We start from the raw sequence: 18,039 nt of genomic DNA on the forward strand, positions 1-18,039 counted from the left end.
ATGGATTAGGCCTGAGGGGCAACGTCACAGGATCCACATCATGCTGGACCGTCAGGGCCTCGTGATGAACCAGAAGAAGCTGCGGCGTCTCTATCGCGAGGAGAAGCTGCAGGTGCGCCGGCGCGGCGGCCGCAAACGGGCGCTGGGCACGCGCAGGCCAATGCTCGTGCCTGATCGGGCCAATGCGCGCTGGAGCCTCGACTTTCTCTCCGACACGATCAGCGATGGTCGTCGCTTCAGGGTGCTCGCCATCGTCGACGACTACACGCGCGAGTGCCTGGCACTCGTCGCCGACACCTCGCTCTCGGGCCTGCGCGTGGCTCGCGAACTGGATGACGTCATTCGCCTGCGCGGCCGGCCGGATACGATCGTTTCCGACAACGGCACCGAGTTCACCTCGATGGCGATCCTGCGCTGGTGCCAGGAGACCGGCGTCGAATGGCACTATATCGCCCCCGGCAAGCCGACGCAGAATGCTTTCGTCGAGAGCTTCAACGGGCGCTTCAGGGACGAATGTCTCAATGACACGCTGTTCTCGACGCTCACCGAAGCCCGCAGCGCCATCACCTCATGGAAGGAGGACTACAACCGCCACCGACCACACTCGGCCCTCGGCAACATAACGCCCGCCGAGTTCGCCCTCAAATCCACGCTGGAAAAACAGGCCGCCTAAGGCCAGAAATGAAACTCAGGACTCTCCCTCATGTCGGAGGAGAAAAGGGGCTCAGGTCACTCGAGCCGCACAAGGCCGCTTCGACAGACTAGAGATTAAAGCGCCGATCGCGGCTATAATACCAACGCAATTCGCGAAGCCATCGCGCGGCAGGACGCCCAAGTCGTCGCCTCGACCAGCAGTCGCAGGGCCGCGCTGCCTTACGATCGAGAGGCCTATCGCACTCTCAACCTCGTCGAACGACTCTGGTGCTGGCTCAAGGATTGGCGGCGGATCGTAACGCGCTACGACAAGCTCGCCACCAACTACATGGCCGGCGTCTTCCTTCCCGCCGCCATATCCTTCTGATGTGATTGAGTCGCGAGCCTAAGCTTTACGATCGAAGGCCATGATGTATTTTCATCAATTTCAACCGAGATTGACCAATATATCCGCAACACTCCATAATGTCTTTGAATGGTAATTTCGATCAGATGGATTAGCCATACGCACTGCCGTGAATACCTCGCCAGAAGTGCTTAAATCGGTCAGGGCCAATGTGGTCGTCCCACCCGGCTCCACTCTGCGCCAACTTTGTTTAAAATCTCCGTTGAGCATCTGATTTAGCGAATCGGGCTCAGATGACTTTTCTGTCGCCGAGACCAGGATAACCTCCACTGGCGCAGAGCGGCTGTCCGGCAACTCGATCATCAGCCGCAGACCCGAGGATTGGGGAGGAAGCCCATACTCCAACCGGGCAATGATTATCTCCCCATCGATCGGATGGAGCTCCAAGTGCACTGCACTGCTAGCAATCACATCGAAATCAACATTCAGGCTCTCAGGATGGATAAGCACCGTTTCCAGGAAAGTCCTGAGCCCTGCCCCCGACCGCCAATAGCCAGCGATCTCCCCTTTTGGACCGATCGACACCGTTGTACCGGATTTATGGCTAAGACGTGAAGAAAGCTGTCGCACTTGCTCGGCTTGCCGTTTTAGCTCAAGGCGTAGCGTCTTAATATCTTTGGCAACCGTACCAGGGTTCATCCACTGCTTTAGGTAGTAGCTCAGGTTCCTCATAAAACCCTTAAGCGGCTGAAAGGTAAAATCTAATTCGGCACTTGCGAGATATTTAGTTTTTTTTGAGACTACACTAGCGCGTTCAAGAGCAAGATCTGTATGCAAGCGCGATACCTCTTCGCAAAGAGCTTCGCAATAGTCGGATAATAGCCCGGGCGCTATACCTCGTGTTGAAATGCGGTCTTCCTCAATTTCCTTGCGGGCAAGGTTCATCTGAGTTTCAAACCAAACACGCTCGCTCCAAACCTCATCTATTTTCTTGCGCGCTTCGGCGAGGGCTTTTTCAGCTTCGACCGCACAGCGCTCAGACAACTCGGATTTTAGCCGGGCAATGGTCAGAGAGCGGGTAAGGCGGTGGAGTTCAACTGCTGACTCGTCAGGGGGAACGGATTCCTTTGCGACGGATCGCGTCGGCTTGTTCGGCTCCACTTTGCTTCCTTTGTCGGAATGGGGTGTCTATCTGCTGATGCTATGTATAGGCGAATGGCGCGCCAGATGACCTGGTGTATGCCAAATTACCCGGGGATCAGGAATATGCGAAGGTGGCGAAATATCACCCCTCCATGCCGCTCCCATTATCTGCATTGTTTGATAGAAAGCAGTATTCCAGCCTAATTCAGCGAGTTGGTCAAGACCAGCGCACACATCCGGTGAGGCTAGGTCATGAAACATTATAAGACAGTCTTCAGACGCGTACTCAGCCACAGTTAACGCATCAATGGCGGGGGCCTCGTTTTCGTGGTCACCATCGATAAAAGCAAAGCCCCACCGCCGGCCAAGCTCCCTTCCGAGGTAATGAACCATTTCCGGACTGCCGCCACGATGAAATGCAACGCGATCAGCGACCCCTAGGACCACTAACCGGAGGTAAATCTCGGCTGAGATATCAAGGTCGAGCAATACGGGATCAACTACATCGAGCCCCCCACCGGCCAACGCGATCTGGGTTGTGGACCAGCCTCGCCAGCAGCCGATTTCAAGCTTCGGGCACGGACCTGCGGCAAGAGCCGCGCTGTGCAGCACCGCACTTTCGTCGGCGTTAAGGAAGCCAACCACTGGGAAGCGATCGTCAACGTACCACAGGTGCGGCACGTCGCGTCGCAGGTACGACCAGGGATGCGCCTCCGGATTCCCCAATCTACGATGCGGGAACGTGGCCGCGACCTCGACCATCGTCAGGCCGTCCGACACATAGTCGTACCGCAGGCGCTTTGTCCGGCGCGCTGCACCTGAAGGTCGCCTGCGGATGCTTTTCACCATGCACCGCGATCCCTTAGGGTGAGGCTATGGGCGGCTAGAACCTTGGCAATCCGCACCAAAGCGGGGCGGTCTATGTCCTCAAGTTGCGCTATCAGGCTCGCTCGCACGTCGTAAAGCTGCTCACGCGACTTCTCACGGTTGGGATGATCAGTATAGTAGAGTAAAGGTTCAGGATAAACGAAATGCCGATATGAGTTGCCACTAAGACGAAAAAACAACTCCCAATCTTCCCAAGCGGGCTCGGCGATACGGGTATGAAAACCCTTCACACCCTCCAGCGCCTGACGGCGAATTAAGGAGGTCATGTCGCCGACCATATTGTCAAATAGTGAGAGGGTCAGGGACCCCCCTGGCGGGTGGAAATGATAAAGCACATCCGATTCTGACGGCATCGAAGTCATAGGCGGTACAGCTGCAAAAGGCGCGGAGACGCTATCGGCCTTAGCGCGTGCCATCGCCCGCCACAGATCCCGAACCATGTTTTTAAAAGGCACATTGTCAGAATCAAAGAACAACAGGTGCTCGTGCTGCGCGAGCTCCAGCGCCTTATTGCGTGCGGCGCCGGGGCCGGCGTTCGGCTGCGAGTGGACGATGTGGCCGAGAAGCTCAAGGCGGTCTCGCACCTTGTCGAGCTCGATGCGCTCCTCGGCCGGGGTACCGTCGTCGACAATCACGAGCTGTAGTTGAGGCAATCCCATTCCTAGAAACGCTCGAACCAGCCGAGGTACATATCGGTCGTGCCGGTAAAATGGAATACAGACCGAAATCGGGGCGGGCTCGTCCTCGTCTGGTGCGCGCAGAATTGCAGGTGCGCTTTGGCTCGACCCAAGCATCGTTTCGAGCCACTGCCGACACGCCTCATCCGCTTTATAGGGATGTCGGAGGGAGTTGAAGTCGATACGGCCTAGTCTCGCAATGACGTCCGCCAATCCGGATATAGTTGGCTTGAAAAGCACCGCATCGGCACAGTTCACCTGCGTCGCTGGCTCAGACGGAGCAATGAAGAAGAGACTTTCGCTGATTGCAGCAATCGGCCCCGCCAGAGTTGGTTCCATATTAGACGCGATCACCAGAACACCGCCAGTGTCACGGATAAATTGAAAGGCATTCCGTAAACTAAAGGCCTTGCGCACATCAATTGCAACTGAGGGCAACTCGGCGCGGAGGTCAGTAATAACCTGCTCCGCCCCTTCAGACCCAACTTTGCCAAAACTCCCTAGAAGGGTAATGCGGCTGATTGTCAGTCCACCCTTCTGGGATAGATGCCGAAGAGCCCCGACCAGTAGGCCAAATCCCGTGCTGGAGTCGAGTTCCCCAAGAAAGATGAGGTGGCTCGGATTGACGTCGACAGTTACTGGTAGCGCGGCTTCGACGAAGAAGTGGGGGCTAATAATCACATCACGAGCGATTTCAAAGCTTTCAGCCCGCAGCCAGTCCGCTATGTTTTGACCGGACGCAACCACTAGGTCAGCACCCTCGATCGCGGCACGCTCGCACCAGGCCTCGTCGTCCTCATCCACGACTCGCTCACCAAAGGTCTTGGCAGTCTGACGGCGCCAGCTGAGTGGAGCACTTGCCAGCACCATCAGTCGCTTGGTGTCAAAGGCCATGCCGAGTTGCTTAGCCCTTATGGTCCAGAAACCAACTCCCCCCGCGTCCTGAAACACGATTACGGATGAGGGACGCTCGCGTAGCCAGCGCATTATCCGCCAGGAGCGCCGATAGTGCGGCCGAAAGCCGTAGATATGGAATGGCGGGTCGGGAACATCGTTGAGGGCGAACAAGGTCACGCCTGCCGCTGTGAAGGCCCTGCGCCGGCGCTGCAGGTCTTGTGGAGGGATGTCGCGCGCCAGGAGCACTTCTATCGCTTGTCCAGCATCTGCCAGTGACTTAACGTAGGCAAACAGAGGACCAATCGGGCGGCTTTCCTCGTCCTTGTCGATGTCGTCAAACACGAAAGTGAAACGGTTAGCCTTTTTCGCAGGCGCGATTGCAATCTCGGAGATTGCAGTGGGAAAGTTGACAAGCCCCTCCGCCGGTTTTGCGCGCTCAATCAAATCCGCCATGTCAATTTCGGCATCCGATGCATCAGATGTATCGAATAGCGACAGCTCAGCGCAGTGGTTAGAGAAGAACGCAAATACCCTTGGCCGATCCGGCAAATAGGACTTCAGCTCAACTTTAAAGCCGCAGTTAGCCGCCCGGTCGCCAAGCCAGTTTTGTATATCAGGCCGCAAGATATTCGGTGAAACAGTTGCAAAGCCTCGGTGATCGGCGAGAACCAGCGTGCGAGCGGGCTCTCCACTCGCTTCGTCGCAGGCCCACCCCTCAGCCACGAAAATATGGTCGGGCCGAGATGGCCACGAGGCGGGCCGGACCTGCCACCGATCGACGAAGCCGAACTTACCCGATGCGATAGGGATCAGTGCTCCCCACCAGCGCACCACTCCACCGGAGACCGAAAACAGGGGCTCGATCCGGTCGACTTTGCCATCGACCGTGATGCCCAGCACGAGCACATCATCCTCCTGCTCTTGGAGAGACCAGGGCTCGTCGATGCCGAAACCCAGCGCCTGGCTGGAAAGCCCAACGTCAGGGCGCAGAACGAACGGCGCCATGGGCCCTAGGACGCGCGTTCTTGTAATTATAACGACCTGCTTAGGCGGAGCTTTGGCCTCTGGATCGAAGACCCATCCGGCGATCTGGAAGCGATCGGCGCCAAACTGGAAGGTGTCCAGACACCCCCGCAGACGTCCCGTGGACCGGGCCATAGTCCCATCGGTGAGGAAAGGGGCAAACCAAGACATGGCCGCGAGCGGCAGGCCCATCAGCCGCTGCAGTATATCGCGAAGCTGGTCGATCAGCTCCGCCGTCCAGAGATTTTTCGCTAAGTCGATCGGCGCTCCAAGTATCCGCTCCACGATAGAATCGAGATCGATACCAACACCCTCGAAGCCAAGCCTCAGCTCGTTAAGCTCAATCGAAAAGGCGCGGATTCGGGCCGCAGCAGAATCTCCGCGATAACCCTCAATCTTGTCGAGCTCTCCATTATGCAGTCGTTCTATCAGTTCGATCTGGCGTTCGGCAAAGGAAGGACCCTCCACCGTCTCATTGAAGGCGGCAAGGGCGTCGCCTGCCAGCACATCGGACGCGGCCTGCGAAAGCATCCGCGCAAGTTCGGCCGGCTCGCGCCCTTCGGAAAGGCGCACGCGCACGCCATACTGCTCAGCGAGTTCGGTGTTGGCGCTGATGTTGGTAGCAACAACAAGGGCACCCGCCGCCAGCGCCTCGTACATCACGAAGGCTATCCCCTCCCAGCGGGAGGTAGAGAAGAGGATGTCTGCCTCGGTATAGAGCTCAGTTAGGCGGCGATCATCAACCTCTTCCCAGATGACCTCCAGCCGGTCCGGATTACTTGCAGCGAGACCCGCCAACTGCTCGGCCGCTGCGCCGTAGAAGCGCGTCTCATTATTGTACTCGTTGAGGGCGTGAATGACGAAGCGGCCGCGGAAGTATCCGGGATTGGCGAAAAACAGGCTCAACACCTGGAGCAGCAGTTCGGGGTCTTTCTGCTCGCCCCATCGGCCGCTCCAATATATTACGGGCTTGTAATCGGTAGTTCCGATACGCTGATGGCGCCGTTTAACCAAGGCAGCGCGTTCGAAGGACAGTCGGCTTGAATAAGGAATATGATTGACCTTACTCGGATGCACTTCGCGCGAGACTAAATAGTCAGCGACAAGCCGCGTCTGCGATGAATAAGCATCGATAACGTGTGAGCGTTGGGTCACATAAACTGGAAAGCCCGCTCGTGTCTTATGGAAATAATCCCAACAATAGAGGTGACTGATAATCTTGGGCGGTTTACTCGCGCGTTTCACGTCATCAAGAACGCCATAAGGCGGGAAAGCGGTCTCAAGCTGCACAACATCGTAAGCAAGCAGCGTCGCAGTTAAAAATAGACTGATCCCTGCTTCATCTATGAAATCGCCGAACAAAACACCATCAATATCAGCCAATACATCGCCAATTTTGTAATTATTTTTGCTTTGTGGGGACCCCTGATCGCTTCGCTCGAAGTGCGAAATGAGAAGATCAATCAGCGCCTCTGGATTTCGGCGCCTAAATTCGCGGATGAAATCGATCATGCCAGCGCTGACACCGCCGACGCCGAGGAAGGAGGTGGCTATGAGGAACCGCAATCCCTTGCGCTTTGAAGGTCGATTCCGGCTCCGCGTCGCTCCAAAATAGCTCTCGCTCTTTTGGCGGGTAGTGAAATCCCAATAGGCATGAGGATTAAACACTTCCGGCCGGGACGAATGACGATCGAGCAGCCAGGGTGTCCGGGCATCGGTGCTGTAGATCGGACCAATCTCCGCCTTGACGGGTGAGCCGGCGAGGCCGTGGAGACGCTTCCTAACCAGATCCAACCGCTCCTGATCACGGGAAATAAGCCGTTGCAGCAGCTGCCGAACCCCCTTCATCCGCACGTTGTCGACGACCAGAGATCCAGGCCAGTGGATATGGATTTCTACAACCTCAACATCTGAGACGCCGGCAGCGATGTTTGAGCCGTGATCCCGTACGATATTGTGGGGCAGGATTGCAAAGGTGAAGGTGGTAGTTTGATCGAGTTCCAGCCAGCGGACAACACGTAGATCGTAGCTGAAATGCGCTGCTTCCCCCGTGATCTTAAAAAAGAAGATCTTTCCCGCGTCAGCATTGAATAACTGGGACTGAACGACGGGACCAAGCTGACTCGACAAGATTTTATACAAGGTGGGGCGATCCGCCCCTATCATGAGTGCGCCCTTCTTCATATCGAAGATACTTCGAGCACTCTTTAACGGATCGAAACCATCAACCTTAAAATAATCTTCAATACTATCGCTAACTGAGAGAAAATCGAACCAATCTTGCTGATTAAACCGCGCCTCAGCGGCTTCATACTGATCCTTAAGTCGCGTCCGCAAGACACTGTCGAACTCCGCCTGCCCCTCCCAATATAGCTTCACGCGAGAAACATTCTTGACACGATAGTAAAAGTCACTTGTTTCGCAGTAGACGCCGCGATATTTTGAGCCAATTCGTCTATAAAATTCGATATCCTCGCCGGTCGCGTACCACTCTGAATCGTCGAAGAAATCACCATTCTTGAAGACTTCCGCCCTCACAAGATTGCCTGTATCGCCGTAAAAGTGATATAAATGGCGGTAGTTATTGAATGGTACGTCCAGCTTGACAAGCTTACGATCCGCCTCGAAAAATATCATATCTTGGTAGGTGAAGTGTGCTGGCTCGGGCGATTGCTGCAGTGTTTCGACCAGCCTATCGAGGGCCTCGTCACCAAAGAAATTGTCAGCATCTAGAAAGAAAAAGAACTCTATGTCCGGGTCGCTTTCTAAAAGGCTGCGCACGCCGTCATTACGCGCCTTGCACGGACCCCCGCGGAAGTTTTCCACGATCCGAATGTCTAGATCAGCATAATTTTGAAGCGCGACCTCCATTGCAGCCACATTCGCTGGCGTACGTTTAACGGTATCGAGACCGATAACCACTATTACCTGATGCTGTCGCGAAGACCGCCCAACGCTCTTCAGCATAGATTCTAGGTATTGATAATCATCGTAAAAGGGGACAACCACGCCAATCTTAGCCATACATCCCAATTCCTTTACGCAGTCGCCTTTATGCAACTGTCACTGATCTTGCTATATGAGTAATAAATTCTGCAGATGAGTTAAACTAACTCATTTACACCGCCCTATCGTTAGGTCTTTCAGGCGCCGCTCGCACAAGCTGTTTTTTCTTCACCACAGCAACAGTGTGGTAGGCGTGCTCCGCTGGAAGTATAGCTACAATATCGAAGAATCGACTCCAAACTCTTGTAATATACTCGCTGGAATGAAATATATTACAACTGTAACTTTGACCCTCGTTATAGTAAAAGGCCAACCGCTCTGAAGGCAAATCAGGGTTTGCCGCCAAAAACTCTACAAACTCCGCCTTTTCGTTAAGCTTCGCCTTTAGCGGGGTGCCATCCATATTTCGCCAAGTATGCTCTGAATGGAAAGTAAGCCAAGCTACCCCATCGGGGGCCATTACCCGATCGAGTTCCGACAGCCAACCCGTTTCGTAAACGTCGATATGGGTGAAAACTGAAGCCGCATAGACCAAGTTGAACGTCCCATCCGCTACTGGAACCAATGGATGCACTGAGGTGGTGATACCGCGCATGTTCGCAGGAAATACGCGGTTCACGAAATTGACGTGAGACATATTTAGATCGGCGATAACGACATCACACTCAGGCTCAAGGGCAGCGAAATGGCGGGCGATACGACCGGAAGCGCCGCCAAAATCGAGTATTTTATGGCCCGCTGACAGCTTGGTGTGTTGAAGTATCTTGGCGTAGTCATCAAGGCCGCTGAGCCAGTAGGCGAGGTGGCGTTCGCCGTAGTAGCCTTCGCGAGCCTCAACGCTAGGGACCGGTGCGCGATCTGCAGCCGCGGCCCGCAACGTAAGGGGATTATCGAGCCAAGGCTTCAGCGGATCCACGACAAGTGCACGCTGCACGTCCGATTCAAGGAGCTCGGCCGGCGTGCCGACGGTTTGCGCCTCTCCGTATCCCACCCCGACTTGATCCACGGCGCCGCTTCCTTCTACCAGTCGCCCGTAGCTTACAGGAGCTTGAACTCAATGCACAACCAAGCGGCTCTGTTCGAACCTTCGGAAATGATCGCTGAGAGCAAATATCTCCGTACGCCGAAAACGCTCAATGCATTGTGATTAGAGAAGAAATATGCCCTCGCGTCGGCTGCAAGCCCATTTCCGCCCTGCCTTTATCATTCTTCGTCGCATGCCATTAACCGCCGTGCAAGAGCCATTCCGGCTCGGGGTATAGCTCTGACGGAGTGCGAAAAGGGATAGAGCGCGAGGAGGCTTATTTTGTACTCGGAAGCGAAAAATCCAATGGTAGCCGACTAGGATTCATCGAGGCGCTCAAACCTAGAATGCCGCCCCTTAATGGGGCGGGCGACTTAGCGGCTTAGAAGTCGTTAAATTTGCGAATCGGATCTTGGATAGGCCGGATAAACAATAATTAGCAGTGAAAAGGTAGCGGGAGCCAGCGTCCCTTAGCCAGGGTCAGAGCTTGAATTTCAGGAATTCAACAGTATAATATAATATATCGAATATCGATAGCACATTCAGCGTGCAATTAATCGATAGCAGCGGTATCTTATGATGGATTTTGTCACAGGCCTTAAAGAAAGACGCATCCGAGATGCGTTCATTCAGCATGCGCGCGTCGTTTCTGCGCTTATGTTGCGCGATATCAAGACGCGGTTTGGAGCTAGCTATTTCGGATTTATTTTTGGCTTAATGATTCCGCTTGGCCATCTCGGCATTGTTCTGGCGGGCTATATCCTACTGGCCCGCCGCGCGCCTATCGGGACGGACGTCACTCTTTACCTTGTGACGGCTATCCTGCCTTTCGTGATTTGGTCCTATACGCACCAAAAATTGATCCTGGCTTTCGGGCAAAATATTCCCCTAACCGCGCTTCCGATCGTAAAATTAGCAGACATTATGATCGCGCGCGCCCTAACTGAACTATTAAATTCAATTTTTATTGCGACTATCACGGCGATAGCAATCGGAATGCTTGTTCAAGACATCTACATTAACGATATACCTCGAGTCTTTTATGCATTGATGCTGAGCTACGCACTCGGCGTTAGCACAGGCCTGATATTTGGAATATTAGGCGTAATGGCCCCAATATTCAACATCATGGGCTTCTTATTTATACCTTTATATTGGCTAACATGCGGCGTTCTTTTTATTCCAGGCCCTTTACCAGAACAAGTTCGCACTATTTTGTACTATTTCCCACTAGCTCATATCATTGATTATGGCAGAGTTGGATTTTACTCCAGCTACATCAGCGATTTCCCTCAGCTCTCATACGTTTACACCGTAATAATCTTTAATTTCCTTCTCGCATTTCTCATAGACCGCGTCTTCCGCGCCGCGCTCACAAGCGCGTAAAGCTATTCCAGGCTTTTTTTGTAGACCTCGATGGCTTCGCTCAGATCGTCGTAGATTTGCAGTTTGCCTTTCATCAGGACCATGCCGGTGTCGCAATAATCGCGGATGGTGCTGACGGAGTGCGAGACCATAATCATGCCGGCGGTTTCACGCCGCTTGGCGAAGGCTTCGTGGCAGCGCAGCTGGAAGCGGCTGTCGCCGACCGCGGTGATCTCATCGACGAGATAGAAATCGAATTCGATCGCCATCGATGCGGCGAACGCCAGCCTCGACATCATACCCGATGAATAGGTTTTGACGGGCACGTCCAGGTCGCGGCCCAGCTCGGAAAAATCATCGACGAAATCGACGACGCCCCGGGCATCGACCCCATAGGCGCGCGCCAGGAAGCGGACGTTCTCCCGTCCAGTCATCAGCGGATGAAAGCCGCCCGCGAAGCCCAGCGGCCAGGAGGTCTGGACGTGGCGGTAGATGCGGCCCTGGTTGGGCGCCTCGGTTCCCGCCACCAGGCGCAGGAACGTGGACTTGCCGGCGCCGTTCTTCCCCAAAAGGCCATAGCTGCGCTTGGCGTCGAACGCGATCGACACCTTGTCGAGGACGACCTTGCGCTGCCCCTTGGTGTGATAAAATTTGCTGACCCGGTCGACGATGATCATTCGCGCCTCCGCTCAACCGGCTTGGGCGCGGCGGCGCGATATCATCGAAACGCCGATGCCCCAGGCGATCAGAAGGCCAAGGGTGATCAAGACAGGATAGAGAATACGGCGCGGACCCACCGGGTCTTCCGGCAGAACCGGCCGGACGAAGGTTGCCAGATACATCTGCTGCCGGGCGGCTGCGGTTCGGGCCTGCTCCAGCGAGGCGGCGGCCGACGCGTACTGGCGTTCGAGAACCTGCCGCTCCAGCGCGAGTTGATCGAACCGCGTCATGACCGCGGATAGCCCGTCGCGCCCCTTGTCGCGGCGCAGTGTCAGTTCGTTCTGAAGCGCCTCGGTCTGCTCGCGGATCGCCGCCAGGCGCGTGCGCAAGGGCTGCATCTGAGGCGCGTTCTGCGAAACCACGCGCTGAAGCGTGGTGATCTCCTGGCCGAGCCGCACGGCTTCGCCGCGCAGTTCGGTGATCAGCATATTGATGCCCTGAGCCGTGAGCTGAGGATCGATGATGCCTTCTGATATGCGCAATTGATTGAGCCGCTCGCGCGCTGCGCTCAAGCGATCCTCAATGCCCTGCAATTCGCGCTCGCTGTTGGTGACGAGGTCATTGCGGGCCTGTGCGCCGAGCCTGTTGACCAGTTGCTCGCTGGTCGCGACGAGGCCGTCGGCCAACGCCAAGGCATCTTTCGGCGAGAAGGCCCGGACCCGGACAGTGATGATGCCCGAGGGAGACTCGATCGCAACCGAAACGTGCTTTTGCCAAAACTTTACAACGTCCTCGGTCGGATCATCGGACGCCAGCCGCGAAAAGAAGTCGATGCTGTTGCGGCTATAGCGGTCGCGCAAGCCGACACTGCTCTCCAGAACTTCGACCGCCGCCCGGCTGAGGACGAAGTTCGTAACGATCAGGGAATCCTGCACCTGGGTGATCGAGGGGATGCCGGCAAAGCTGGTCATCGCATCGATGCCGGACACCGCGCCGGTGCGAACGGCGAAGCGCGCCTCGGCCTCGTAGACGTTCGAGGCGATCAAACCGAAATAAATCGTCGCGATCAAGCTCGGAATCACGACCACCACGATCGCGCTGAGGGCCAGCGGCCGGGCGAGGTTCGCGACCGAGAACGTCTGGGCGATCGCGCTGAAATCGGGAGCCTTGAGCAGCGGCGTGCGCCGGCGGGTGCGCGCATGCCGGGCGCGGCGCTGCAATTCTAAGACAAAGCGCGCCGCCTGGTCTCTGGCCGCAGCGCGGCGCACTTGTGCGGACCGTTCGAGCTGAGAACTGCTGGTGCGCGGCGCTGGTTCGACGATACCCATCTCATCCTCTCCCCGTCCCATTAGCAGTAAATGGGCAACGGCGCCAAACCGACCCTGCCTTGTCTTCGGTGCGGCAACTCCAGTAGCGTGAGATTCCAAGGAAACGCTGAGGGGGCGCCTGGTTTGTCGGAGGCCGTCGAGACGAAAAGCCGCGCGAAATCCGCCATCACAGGGGATGAGCAAACCCGCGCCACGCCTCGCCCAAGCCGCGTGCTTCAGGTTTTTCGTGGTCTCCTCGCCGCCGTGGTGGCTTGGCGGGGGACATCGAAATTCCTTGCCGATCTCATTCGCAACGCGCGCGAAACCTCTTTGCGAAGCGAACGGGCGAGGGTCAACCTACCCTGGAAATTGCGGCTTCAGCGCGACGCCATGTGGCGGCGTATCCGCCGCGGCGTCAGCGAAGCGCTGATCGACAAGCCGGCGCCGCGTTATACGGTGACGCTGAAGCACCCGCCGCGCGCCCATCGCCCGCGCCTCCTGCACGTCATTCCCAATGTCTTCGTCGGCGGCTCGACGCAGCTCGTCGTGGATCTGCACCGTCATCTCGGGCATCTCTACGACATGCAGGTGCTCACGGCCGCCCTGCCCCCCGGCGGCCCCCATGCGGGCATGCGCATTCACCGGATCGGGCTGGATGAACCGGCTGATCGCTTCAAGCCCATGGTGGCCGCGCTCGCGCCGGATCTGGTCCATGTGCATTACTGGGGCTCCACCGACGATTCGTGGTACGACCCCGCTTTCGAGGCGGTCCTTGAGACCGGTGTGCCGGTGATCCAGAACGTGAATACGCCTGTCGTTCCCAATTGCGACCCGCGCATCGCGGCAAACGCCTTCGTCTCTCATTATGTCCGCGAGACGTTCGCGCCCGAGCTTGAACCGTCCCTGGTGATTTATCCGGGCATCGACCTTGAAGCCTTTTCCATCCCGCGCGAGGCGGACAGGGACGCCGACGACACGGTTCTTCTGGTCTACCGCCTCGACCCCGACAAGCTGGACCCCGATTCGCTCGATTCGGCGATTGAGGCGGTCAAGCTCCGCCCGAGGACGCGGATCGTCGTCATCGGGGAAGGCCCGCTTTTACCGGTTTTCGTGCAGCGCGTGCGCGAGGCCGGATATCGCGAGAATTTCGACTTTCGCGGGACAGTCCCTTATGGCGCCCTGCCCTCCATCTATGCGCGGGCGCGGGTGTTTTTGGCGCCCGTGGCGCGCGAAAGCTTCGGCCAGGTGGTCCCGTTTGCGATGGCGATGGGCCTCGGGGTGGTCGGCAACGATGTGGGTGCGCTGTCTGAAATTCTCACCACCCGCGAGACACTGGGCAAAACCCACAAGGAGACCGGCGCGATCCTCGCCCGCGTTCTGGATGATGCCCAGTTGCTGGACCGACAGGGTGCCGACAATGTCGAGCGCGCCCAGGCGTTCAGCCTGGATGCCATGATCGCGGCATATGAAGGTCTCTATGCCGATACCCTGGCGCAGCATGAGGGGCGGTTGTCGGCATGACCGTTCTTGTGACCGGCGCCGCCGGCTTTATCGGGCAGGCGCTGTGCCGGGCCTTGCACGCCCAGGGGCGGCAAGTTCGCGCCATGGTGCGGTCGCACCCTGTCAGTCCCATCGGTCCGGATATCGACTATCGGCAGCTCGATCTTGCCAAGCCCGTGGACTGGCGGTCTCACCTCGAAGGGGTCGATACGGTCTACCACCTTGCGTGGTCGACCATCCCGGCCAGCGCGGAATCGGCCCCCGCCCATGATCTTTCGCTGAATGTCGGCGCCTTGATCGGGCTGCTGGAGGCCGCCCAGCACCATGAGCGGATCCGGGTCGTCTTTCCCTCCAGCGGCGGCACGGTCTACGGCCCCTCGGAGGTTCTGCCGATCCCGGAAGACCACCCCAGACACCCGATAAGCGCGTATGGGGTCGCCAAGCTCGCGGCCGAGTCCTACATCAACTTTTACCGCGTCGCCCATGGGGTCAATTCGGTGATCCTGCGGATCAGCAACCCGTATGGACCCGGCCAGAACCCGGCCAAGGGGCTGGGTGTCGTGACCCACTTCGCGCGTGCCGCAGCGGTCGGCAGGCCACTGACGCTGTTTGGCGAGGGGCTGACCGTCCGCGACTTCGTCTATATCGACGACCTCGTGGAGGCCATGCTTTCGGCGGGCGAGAAAAGGGCGATCCACGGGCCGATCAATATCGGCGCCGGCGTCGGGCATTCGCTGTGCGACATCATCGCCCTGCTGGAGCAGCATTTTCAGCGCCCCATGACGGTGATCCAAAAACCCGGCCGTCTGTTCGACGTGCCCGCTTGCGTGCTCGACACCACACGGGCACGCCAATATCTGGGCTGGGCGCCGCGCCTGAGCTTCGGTGAGGGCCTCCACCGACTGCTGGCCGAAATCACGGCGGCATGAGGCGATGCGGGTCGCGCTTTTCGTTCACTGCTACTATCCCGAACACTATTTCGGTACCGAGAGCTACACGCGGATGGTGGCGCGCAACCTGCGCGAGTTGGGCCACGACCCCGTCGTCGTCACGGCCACATTCGCGGGCGAGCCGCCCCAAGGCGAATTGGTCGAACGCTATCGGATCGACGATATTCCCGTCCTGCGCATCGACAGGAACCCGAACCGTGCCGCCAACCTGGGCGAGACCTATCTTCAGCCCAGCATGATGCAGATTCAGCGGCAGGTGCTGGAGGAGATCGCGCCCGACGTGGTCCATGTCACGCATCTCATCAATCACACCGCATCGCTGCTGGCGGTGTGCCAGAGCCTCAACATTCCGACCTTCGCCACGCTGACGGACTTTTTCGGCTTCTGCTTCAACAACAAGCTGGAAGCCGCCGATGGGGAACTGTGCACTGGGCCCAATCCCAGCCGGTCCAACTGTATCGCCTGCCTGATGAAGGACAGCCCGCCGGCCACGCGGTTCCGGCGCTGGCTTCAGGGGCCCCAGGCGAGACCCATGGTCTCGCGTGCCCTTGCGATGTGGCCCGGCCTTGCAGGCCGACATGCCGGCATCGTCGATCTTCAGCAGCGGCCGGGACGTCTTCTGGCGGCCTATGGCGGGTATCGCGCCGCCATCGCGCCGACCGGCTTCCTGCGCGACGCCTACCAGACGAATGGGTTCGGGAATCTCGCTCTGAGCCATTTCGGCGTGGACATTGATCGCTCGGGCAAGCCGGAGGGCACGGCGGGGCGGGTGCGGTTCGGCTATATCGGCCAGCTTGCGTCGCACAAGGGCGTCCACCTGCTGGTCGATGCCCTGCGCCAGGTGGGAAGTGATCGGCTCAGCCTCGACATCTTCGGCGCGGAGGGACAAGATCCCGCCTATTCCGCTGACCTGCGGGCGCGAAGCGTCGACCTGCCGATCCGCTTCAAGGGAACCTTCGCGTTGGAGGGTCTCGCGGATATTCTCGCCGGCCTTGATGTGGTGGTCATTCCCTCGACATGGTACGAGAATAGCCCGTTGATCCTGCTCCAGGCATTGGCCACCCAGACGCCGGTGATCGTCTCCGACGTTGCTGGGATGACCGAGTTCCTTCGGCCGGGAGAAAATGGCTTCGCGTTTCAAAGGGGCGACACGGCTTCATTGGCGGCAACCCTGCGGTATTTCGCCGAAGATCCGGTCCTTGCCCCGCGCATGAGACTGACAACGCGATACGAGAGAACGTCGCGCGACATGGTGGTCGACATCCTGGCGCTTTATGCGCAGCACGGCATTGCGGTGAACCAGCCATGAGGCTGGTGCCCTCAGGACCGCGCGCGCCCTACATATCGGTGCGCGACCCGCGCAGCGCGCCACTGCGGCTGCGGTTTCTGCGGCACCCCACAGGTCGGATCAGCATCGGCCGCATCGGCCTCTACCTGGCTGTGGCGATCATTGCCATGCCTGTGGTCATCGCCGCGATCTATTATCTGCTCATCGCTTCGCCGCTCTTTGTGTCGCAAAGCCATTTTGCCGTGCGCTCCTCCATCGAGGGGCCCACCGTCGACATGGATTTGATGCCCACCACCTCGGGAACCGCCGGAGCCGACGGCGCCAATCCGACGAAGACCTCGGGCATGTCGAAGCTTGGCGGCATGGACTCGCTGGGCGGGAGCATCGGGGGCTCAAGTTCAACGAGCGATCAGGACCCGTTCGTGGTCGCCAGCTTCCTCATGAGCCCGGAAATCACCCGCCGGCTCGACGAAAACGGCTGGCTGCGCGCGCGCTTTACCAAGCCCGGCATCGACCGCTGGTCCCGGCTTCCGGAAGACGCCTCGGCGGAGGAGCTGTTCGCCTACTGGCGCCGCCACGTCTCCGCTGCGGTCGATCGACGCTCGAATATCCTCCAGCTGCGTGTCTCCGCCTTTTCGGCGGAGGATGCGCGGGACATCGCCACGCGCGCGCTCGCCGCAAGCGAGAAGATGATCTCCGACCTTACCATGCGGCAACGGGACGACACGTTGGCTGTGGCCCGCGCCGAGCTTGCCGGGGCAGAGGCCAATTATGAGAAGGTCGGTATCAAGATCCGCCAGATGCGCCGTGATTCCCGCATCGTCGATCCCGTAGGCGAGGTCACGGCGGCGAGCAAGACCCTCCTGCGGCTGATCCTTGAACGCATCAAAGCCAAGGCCGACCTGGAATCGCTGAAAAACCTCGGCAACAGCAAAGCTCCGCGCGTGACCGAGATCGAGGCGACCATTGCCGCCCTGGATGCTCAGATCGCGGAAGCGAACAACCGCCTGACCGGAAACACCGGCTCCCAGACCGTCCTAAGCTCCATCGCCGACCTCGAGCGGGTCGAGCTTGAGCGGCGTTTCAGCGAGGGGATGCTCAACGTCACAGCGGTGGTTTACGATCAGGCGCGCCGTGAGGCGCAGCACAAGTCGTCCTTCCTGCTGGTCTTTCTCAAGCCAACTCTGCCCAGCGAGGCGACGGAACCCAAGCCCCTGGTCATGATCGCCTTCGTCGCCGCGCTCGCCGCGATTGCGTGGCTGTTCGCTTTGACGGCAATTTCGATCACGCTCGATCAACTCGACTGAAATC

11 protein-coding genes and 2 pseudogenes are annotated in these 18,039 nt (G+C 58.1%); 7 read left to right on the top strand and 6 right to left on the bottom strand.

All coding sequences use genetic code 11. The features are described from left to right. Positions 1 to 28: 28 nt before the first annotated feature. A pseudogene (locus ADADO0_RS01615) lies at positions 29 to 673 on the top strand (IS3 family transposase); the annotation flags it as partial. A gap of 114 nt (positions 674 to 787) precedes the next feature. Then, positions 788 to 1,021 (top strand): annotated as a pseudogene (locus tag ADADO0_RS01620) (IS5/IS1182 family transposase); the annotation flags it as partial. A gap of 60 nt (positions 1,022 to 1,081) precedes the next feature. Here the strand turns inward: ADADO0_RS01620 and ADADO0_RS01625 are convergent. From ADADO0_RS01625 to ADADO0_RS01640, 4 genes are all read right to left on the bottom strand, one after another. Further along, positions 1,082 to 2,161: a hypothetical protein gene (locus tag ADADO0_RS01625; protein WP_511303337.1), complete on the bottom strand. Its 1,080-nt coding sequence runs from the start codon at positions 2,159 to 2,161 to the stop codon at positions 1,082 to 1,084. 27 nt (positions 2,162 to 2,188) lie between these two features. Further along, positions 2,189 to 2,992 (bottom strand): class I SAM-dependent methyltransferase, encoded by an 804-nt coding sequence (locus ADADO0_RS01630; RefSeq protein WP_511303338.1) that lies wholly within the window; start codon positions 2,990 to 2,992, stop codon positions 2,189 to 2,191. Then, positions 2,986 to 8,652 carry a glycosyltransferase gene (locus ADADO0_RS01635; protein WP_511303339.1) on the bottom strand — a complete coding sequence of 1,889 codons (5,667 nt, stop codon included), beginning with the start codon at positions 8,650 to 8,652 and terminating at the stop codon, positions 2,986 to 2,988. The genes ADADO0_RS01630 and ADADO0_RS01635 overlap by 7 nt, the downstream gene beginning before the upstream one ends. 94 nt (positions 8,653 to 8,746) lie before the next feature. Then, on the bottom strand, positions 8,747 to 9,640 hold the full coding sequence (locus ADADO0_RS01640; RefSeq protein WP_511303340.1) for a class I SAM-dependent methyltransferase: 894 nt from the start codon (positions 9,638 to 9,640) through the stop codon (positions 8,747 to 8,749). Positions 9,641 to 10,234: 594 nt separating this feature from the next. Between ADADO0_RS01640 and ADADO0_RS01645 the strand changes: the two genes are divergently transcribed. Further along, a complete protein-coding gene (locus ADADO0_RS01645) occupies positions 10,235 to 11,044 on the top strand; it encodes an ABC transporter permease (RefSeq protein ID WP_511303341.1) in 810 nt (269 codons plus the stop codon). Between the two features lie 2 nt (positions 11,045 to 11,046). Here the strand turns inward: ADADO0_RS01645 and ADADO0_RS01650 are convergent, their stop codons facing one another. Together ADADO0_RS01650 and ADADO0_RS01655 are read right to left on the bottom strand one after the other, a co-directional pair. Next, positions 11,047 to 11,700, bottom strand: a complete 654-nt coding sequence (locus ADADO0_RS01650) for an ABC transporter ATP-binding protein (protein WP_511303342.1) — start codon at positions 11,698 to 11,700, stop codon at positions 11,047 to 11,049. Positions 11,701 to 11,712: 12 nt separating this feature from the next. Further along, positions 11,713 to 13,110, bottom strand: a complete 1,398-nt coding sequence (locus ADADO0_RS01655) for a KpsE/RkpR family capsule polysaccharide export protein (RefSeq protein WP_511303343.1) — start codon at positions 13,108 to 13,110, stop codon at positions 11,713 to 11,715. Positions 13,111 to 13,380: 270 nt separating this feature from the next. On the opposite strand from ADADO0_RS01655, the gene ADADO0_RS01660 reads away from it, so the two are divergent. The 4 genes from ADADO0_RS01660 to ADADO0_RS01675 are packed head-to-tail and all read left to right on the top strand — an operon-like array spanning position 13,381 to position 18,035. Continuing rightward, on the top strand, positions 13,381 to 14,511 hold the full coding sequence (locus tag ADADO0_RS01660; protein ID WP_511303344.1) for a glycosyltransferase family 4 protein: 1,131 nt from the start codon (positions 13,381 to 13,383) through the stop codon (positions 14,509 to 14,511). Then, positions 14,508 to 15,419: an NAD-dependent epimerase/dehydratase family protein gene (locus ADADO0_RS01665; RefSeq protein WP_511303345.1), complete on the top strand. Its 912-nt coding sequence runs from the start codon at positions 14,508 to 14,510 to the stop codon at positions 15,417 to 15,419. Before ADADO0_RS01660 ends, ADADO0_RS01665 begins: the two co-directional genes overlap by 4 nt. Positions 15,420 to 15,423: 4 nt before the next feature. Further along, positions 15,424 to 16,749 carry a glycosyltransferase family 4 protein gene (locus tag ADADO0_RS01670; RefSeq protein ID WP_511303346.1) on the top strand — a complete coding sequence of 442 codons (1,326 nt, stop codon included), beginning with the start codon at positions 15,424 to 15,426 and terminating at the stop codon, positions 16,747 to 16,749. Further along, the gene (locus tag ADADO0_RS01675) at positions 16,746 to 18,035 is read left to right on the top strand and encodes a KpsE/RkpR family capsule polysaccharide export protein (RefSeq protein WP_511303347.1); all 1,290 of its coding nucleotides are present in this window, start codon (positions 16,746 to 16,748) and stop codon (positions 18,033 to 18,035) included. The genes ADADO0_RS01670 and ADADO0_RS01675 overlap by 4 nt, the downstream gene beginning before the upstream one ends. Positions 18,036 to 18,039: the final 4 nt, after the last annotated feature.

It is taken from the genome of Aquabacter sp., assembly GCF_965279295.1.
Taxonomy (GTDB): Bacteria; Pseudomonadota; Alphaproteobacteria; order Rhizobiales; family Xanthobacteraceae; genus Aquabacter.

Excerpts from the sequence above, each read along its gene's own strand:
- ADADO0_RS01665 (WP_511303345.1), top strand. The coding sequence starts at position 14,508 with ATGACCGTTCTTGTGACCGGCGCCGCCGGCTTTATCGGGCAGGCGCTG.
- ADADO0_RS01635 (WP_511303339.1), bottom strand. The coding sequence starts at position 8,652 with ATGGCTAAGATTGGCGTGGTTGTCCCCTTTTACGATGATTATCAATAC.
- ADADO0_RS01630 (WP_511303338.1), bottom strand. The coding sequence starts at position 2,992 with ATGGTGAAAAGCATCCGCAGGCGACCTTCAGGTGCAGCGCGCCGGACA.
- ADADO0_RS01675 (WP_511303347.1), top strand. The coding sequence starts at position 16,746 with ATGAGGCTGGTGCCCTCAGGACCGCGCGCGCCCTACATATCGGTGCGC.
- ADADO0_RS01645 (WP_511303341.1), top strand. The coding sequence starts at position 10,235 with ATGATGGATTTTGTCACAGGCCTTAAAGAAAGACGCATCCGAGATGCG.
- ADADO0_RS01670 (WP_511303346.1), top strand. The coding sequence starts at position 15,424 with ATGCGGGTCGCGCTTTTCGTTCACTGCTACTATCCCGAACACTATTTC.
- ADADO0_RS01660 (WP_511303344.1), top strand. The coding sequence starts at position 13,381 with ATGTGGCGGCGTATCCGCCGCGGCGTCAGCGAAGCGCTGATCGACAAG.
- ADADO0_RS01650 (WP_511303342.1), bottom strand. The coding sequence starts at position 11,700 with ATGATCATCGTCGACCGGGTCAGCAAATTTTATCACACCAAGGGGCAG.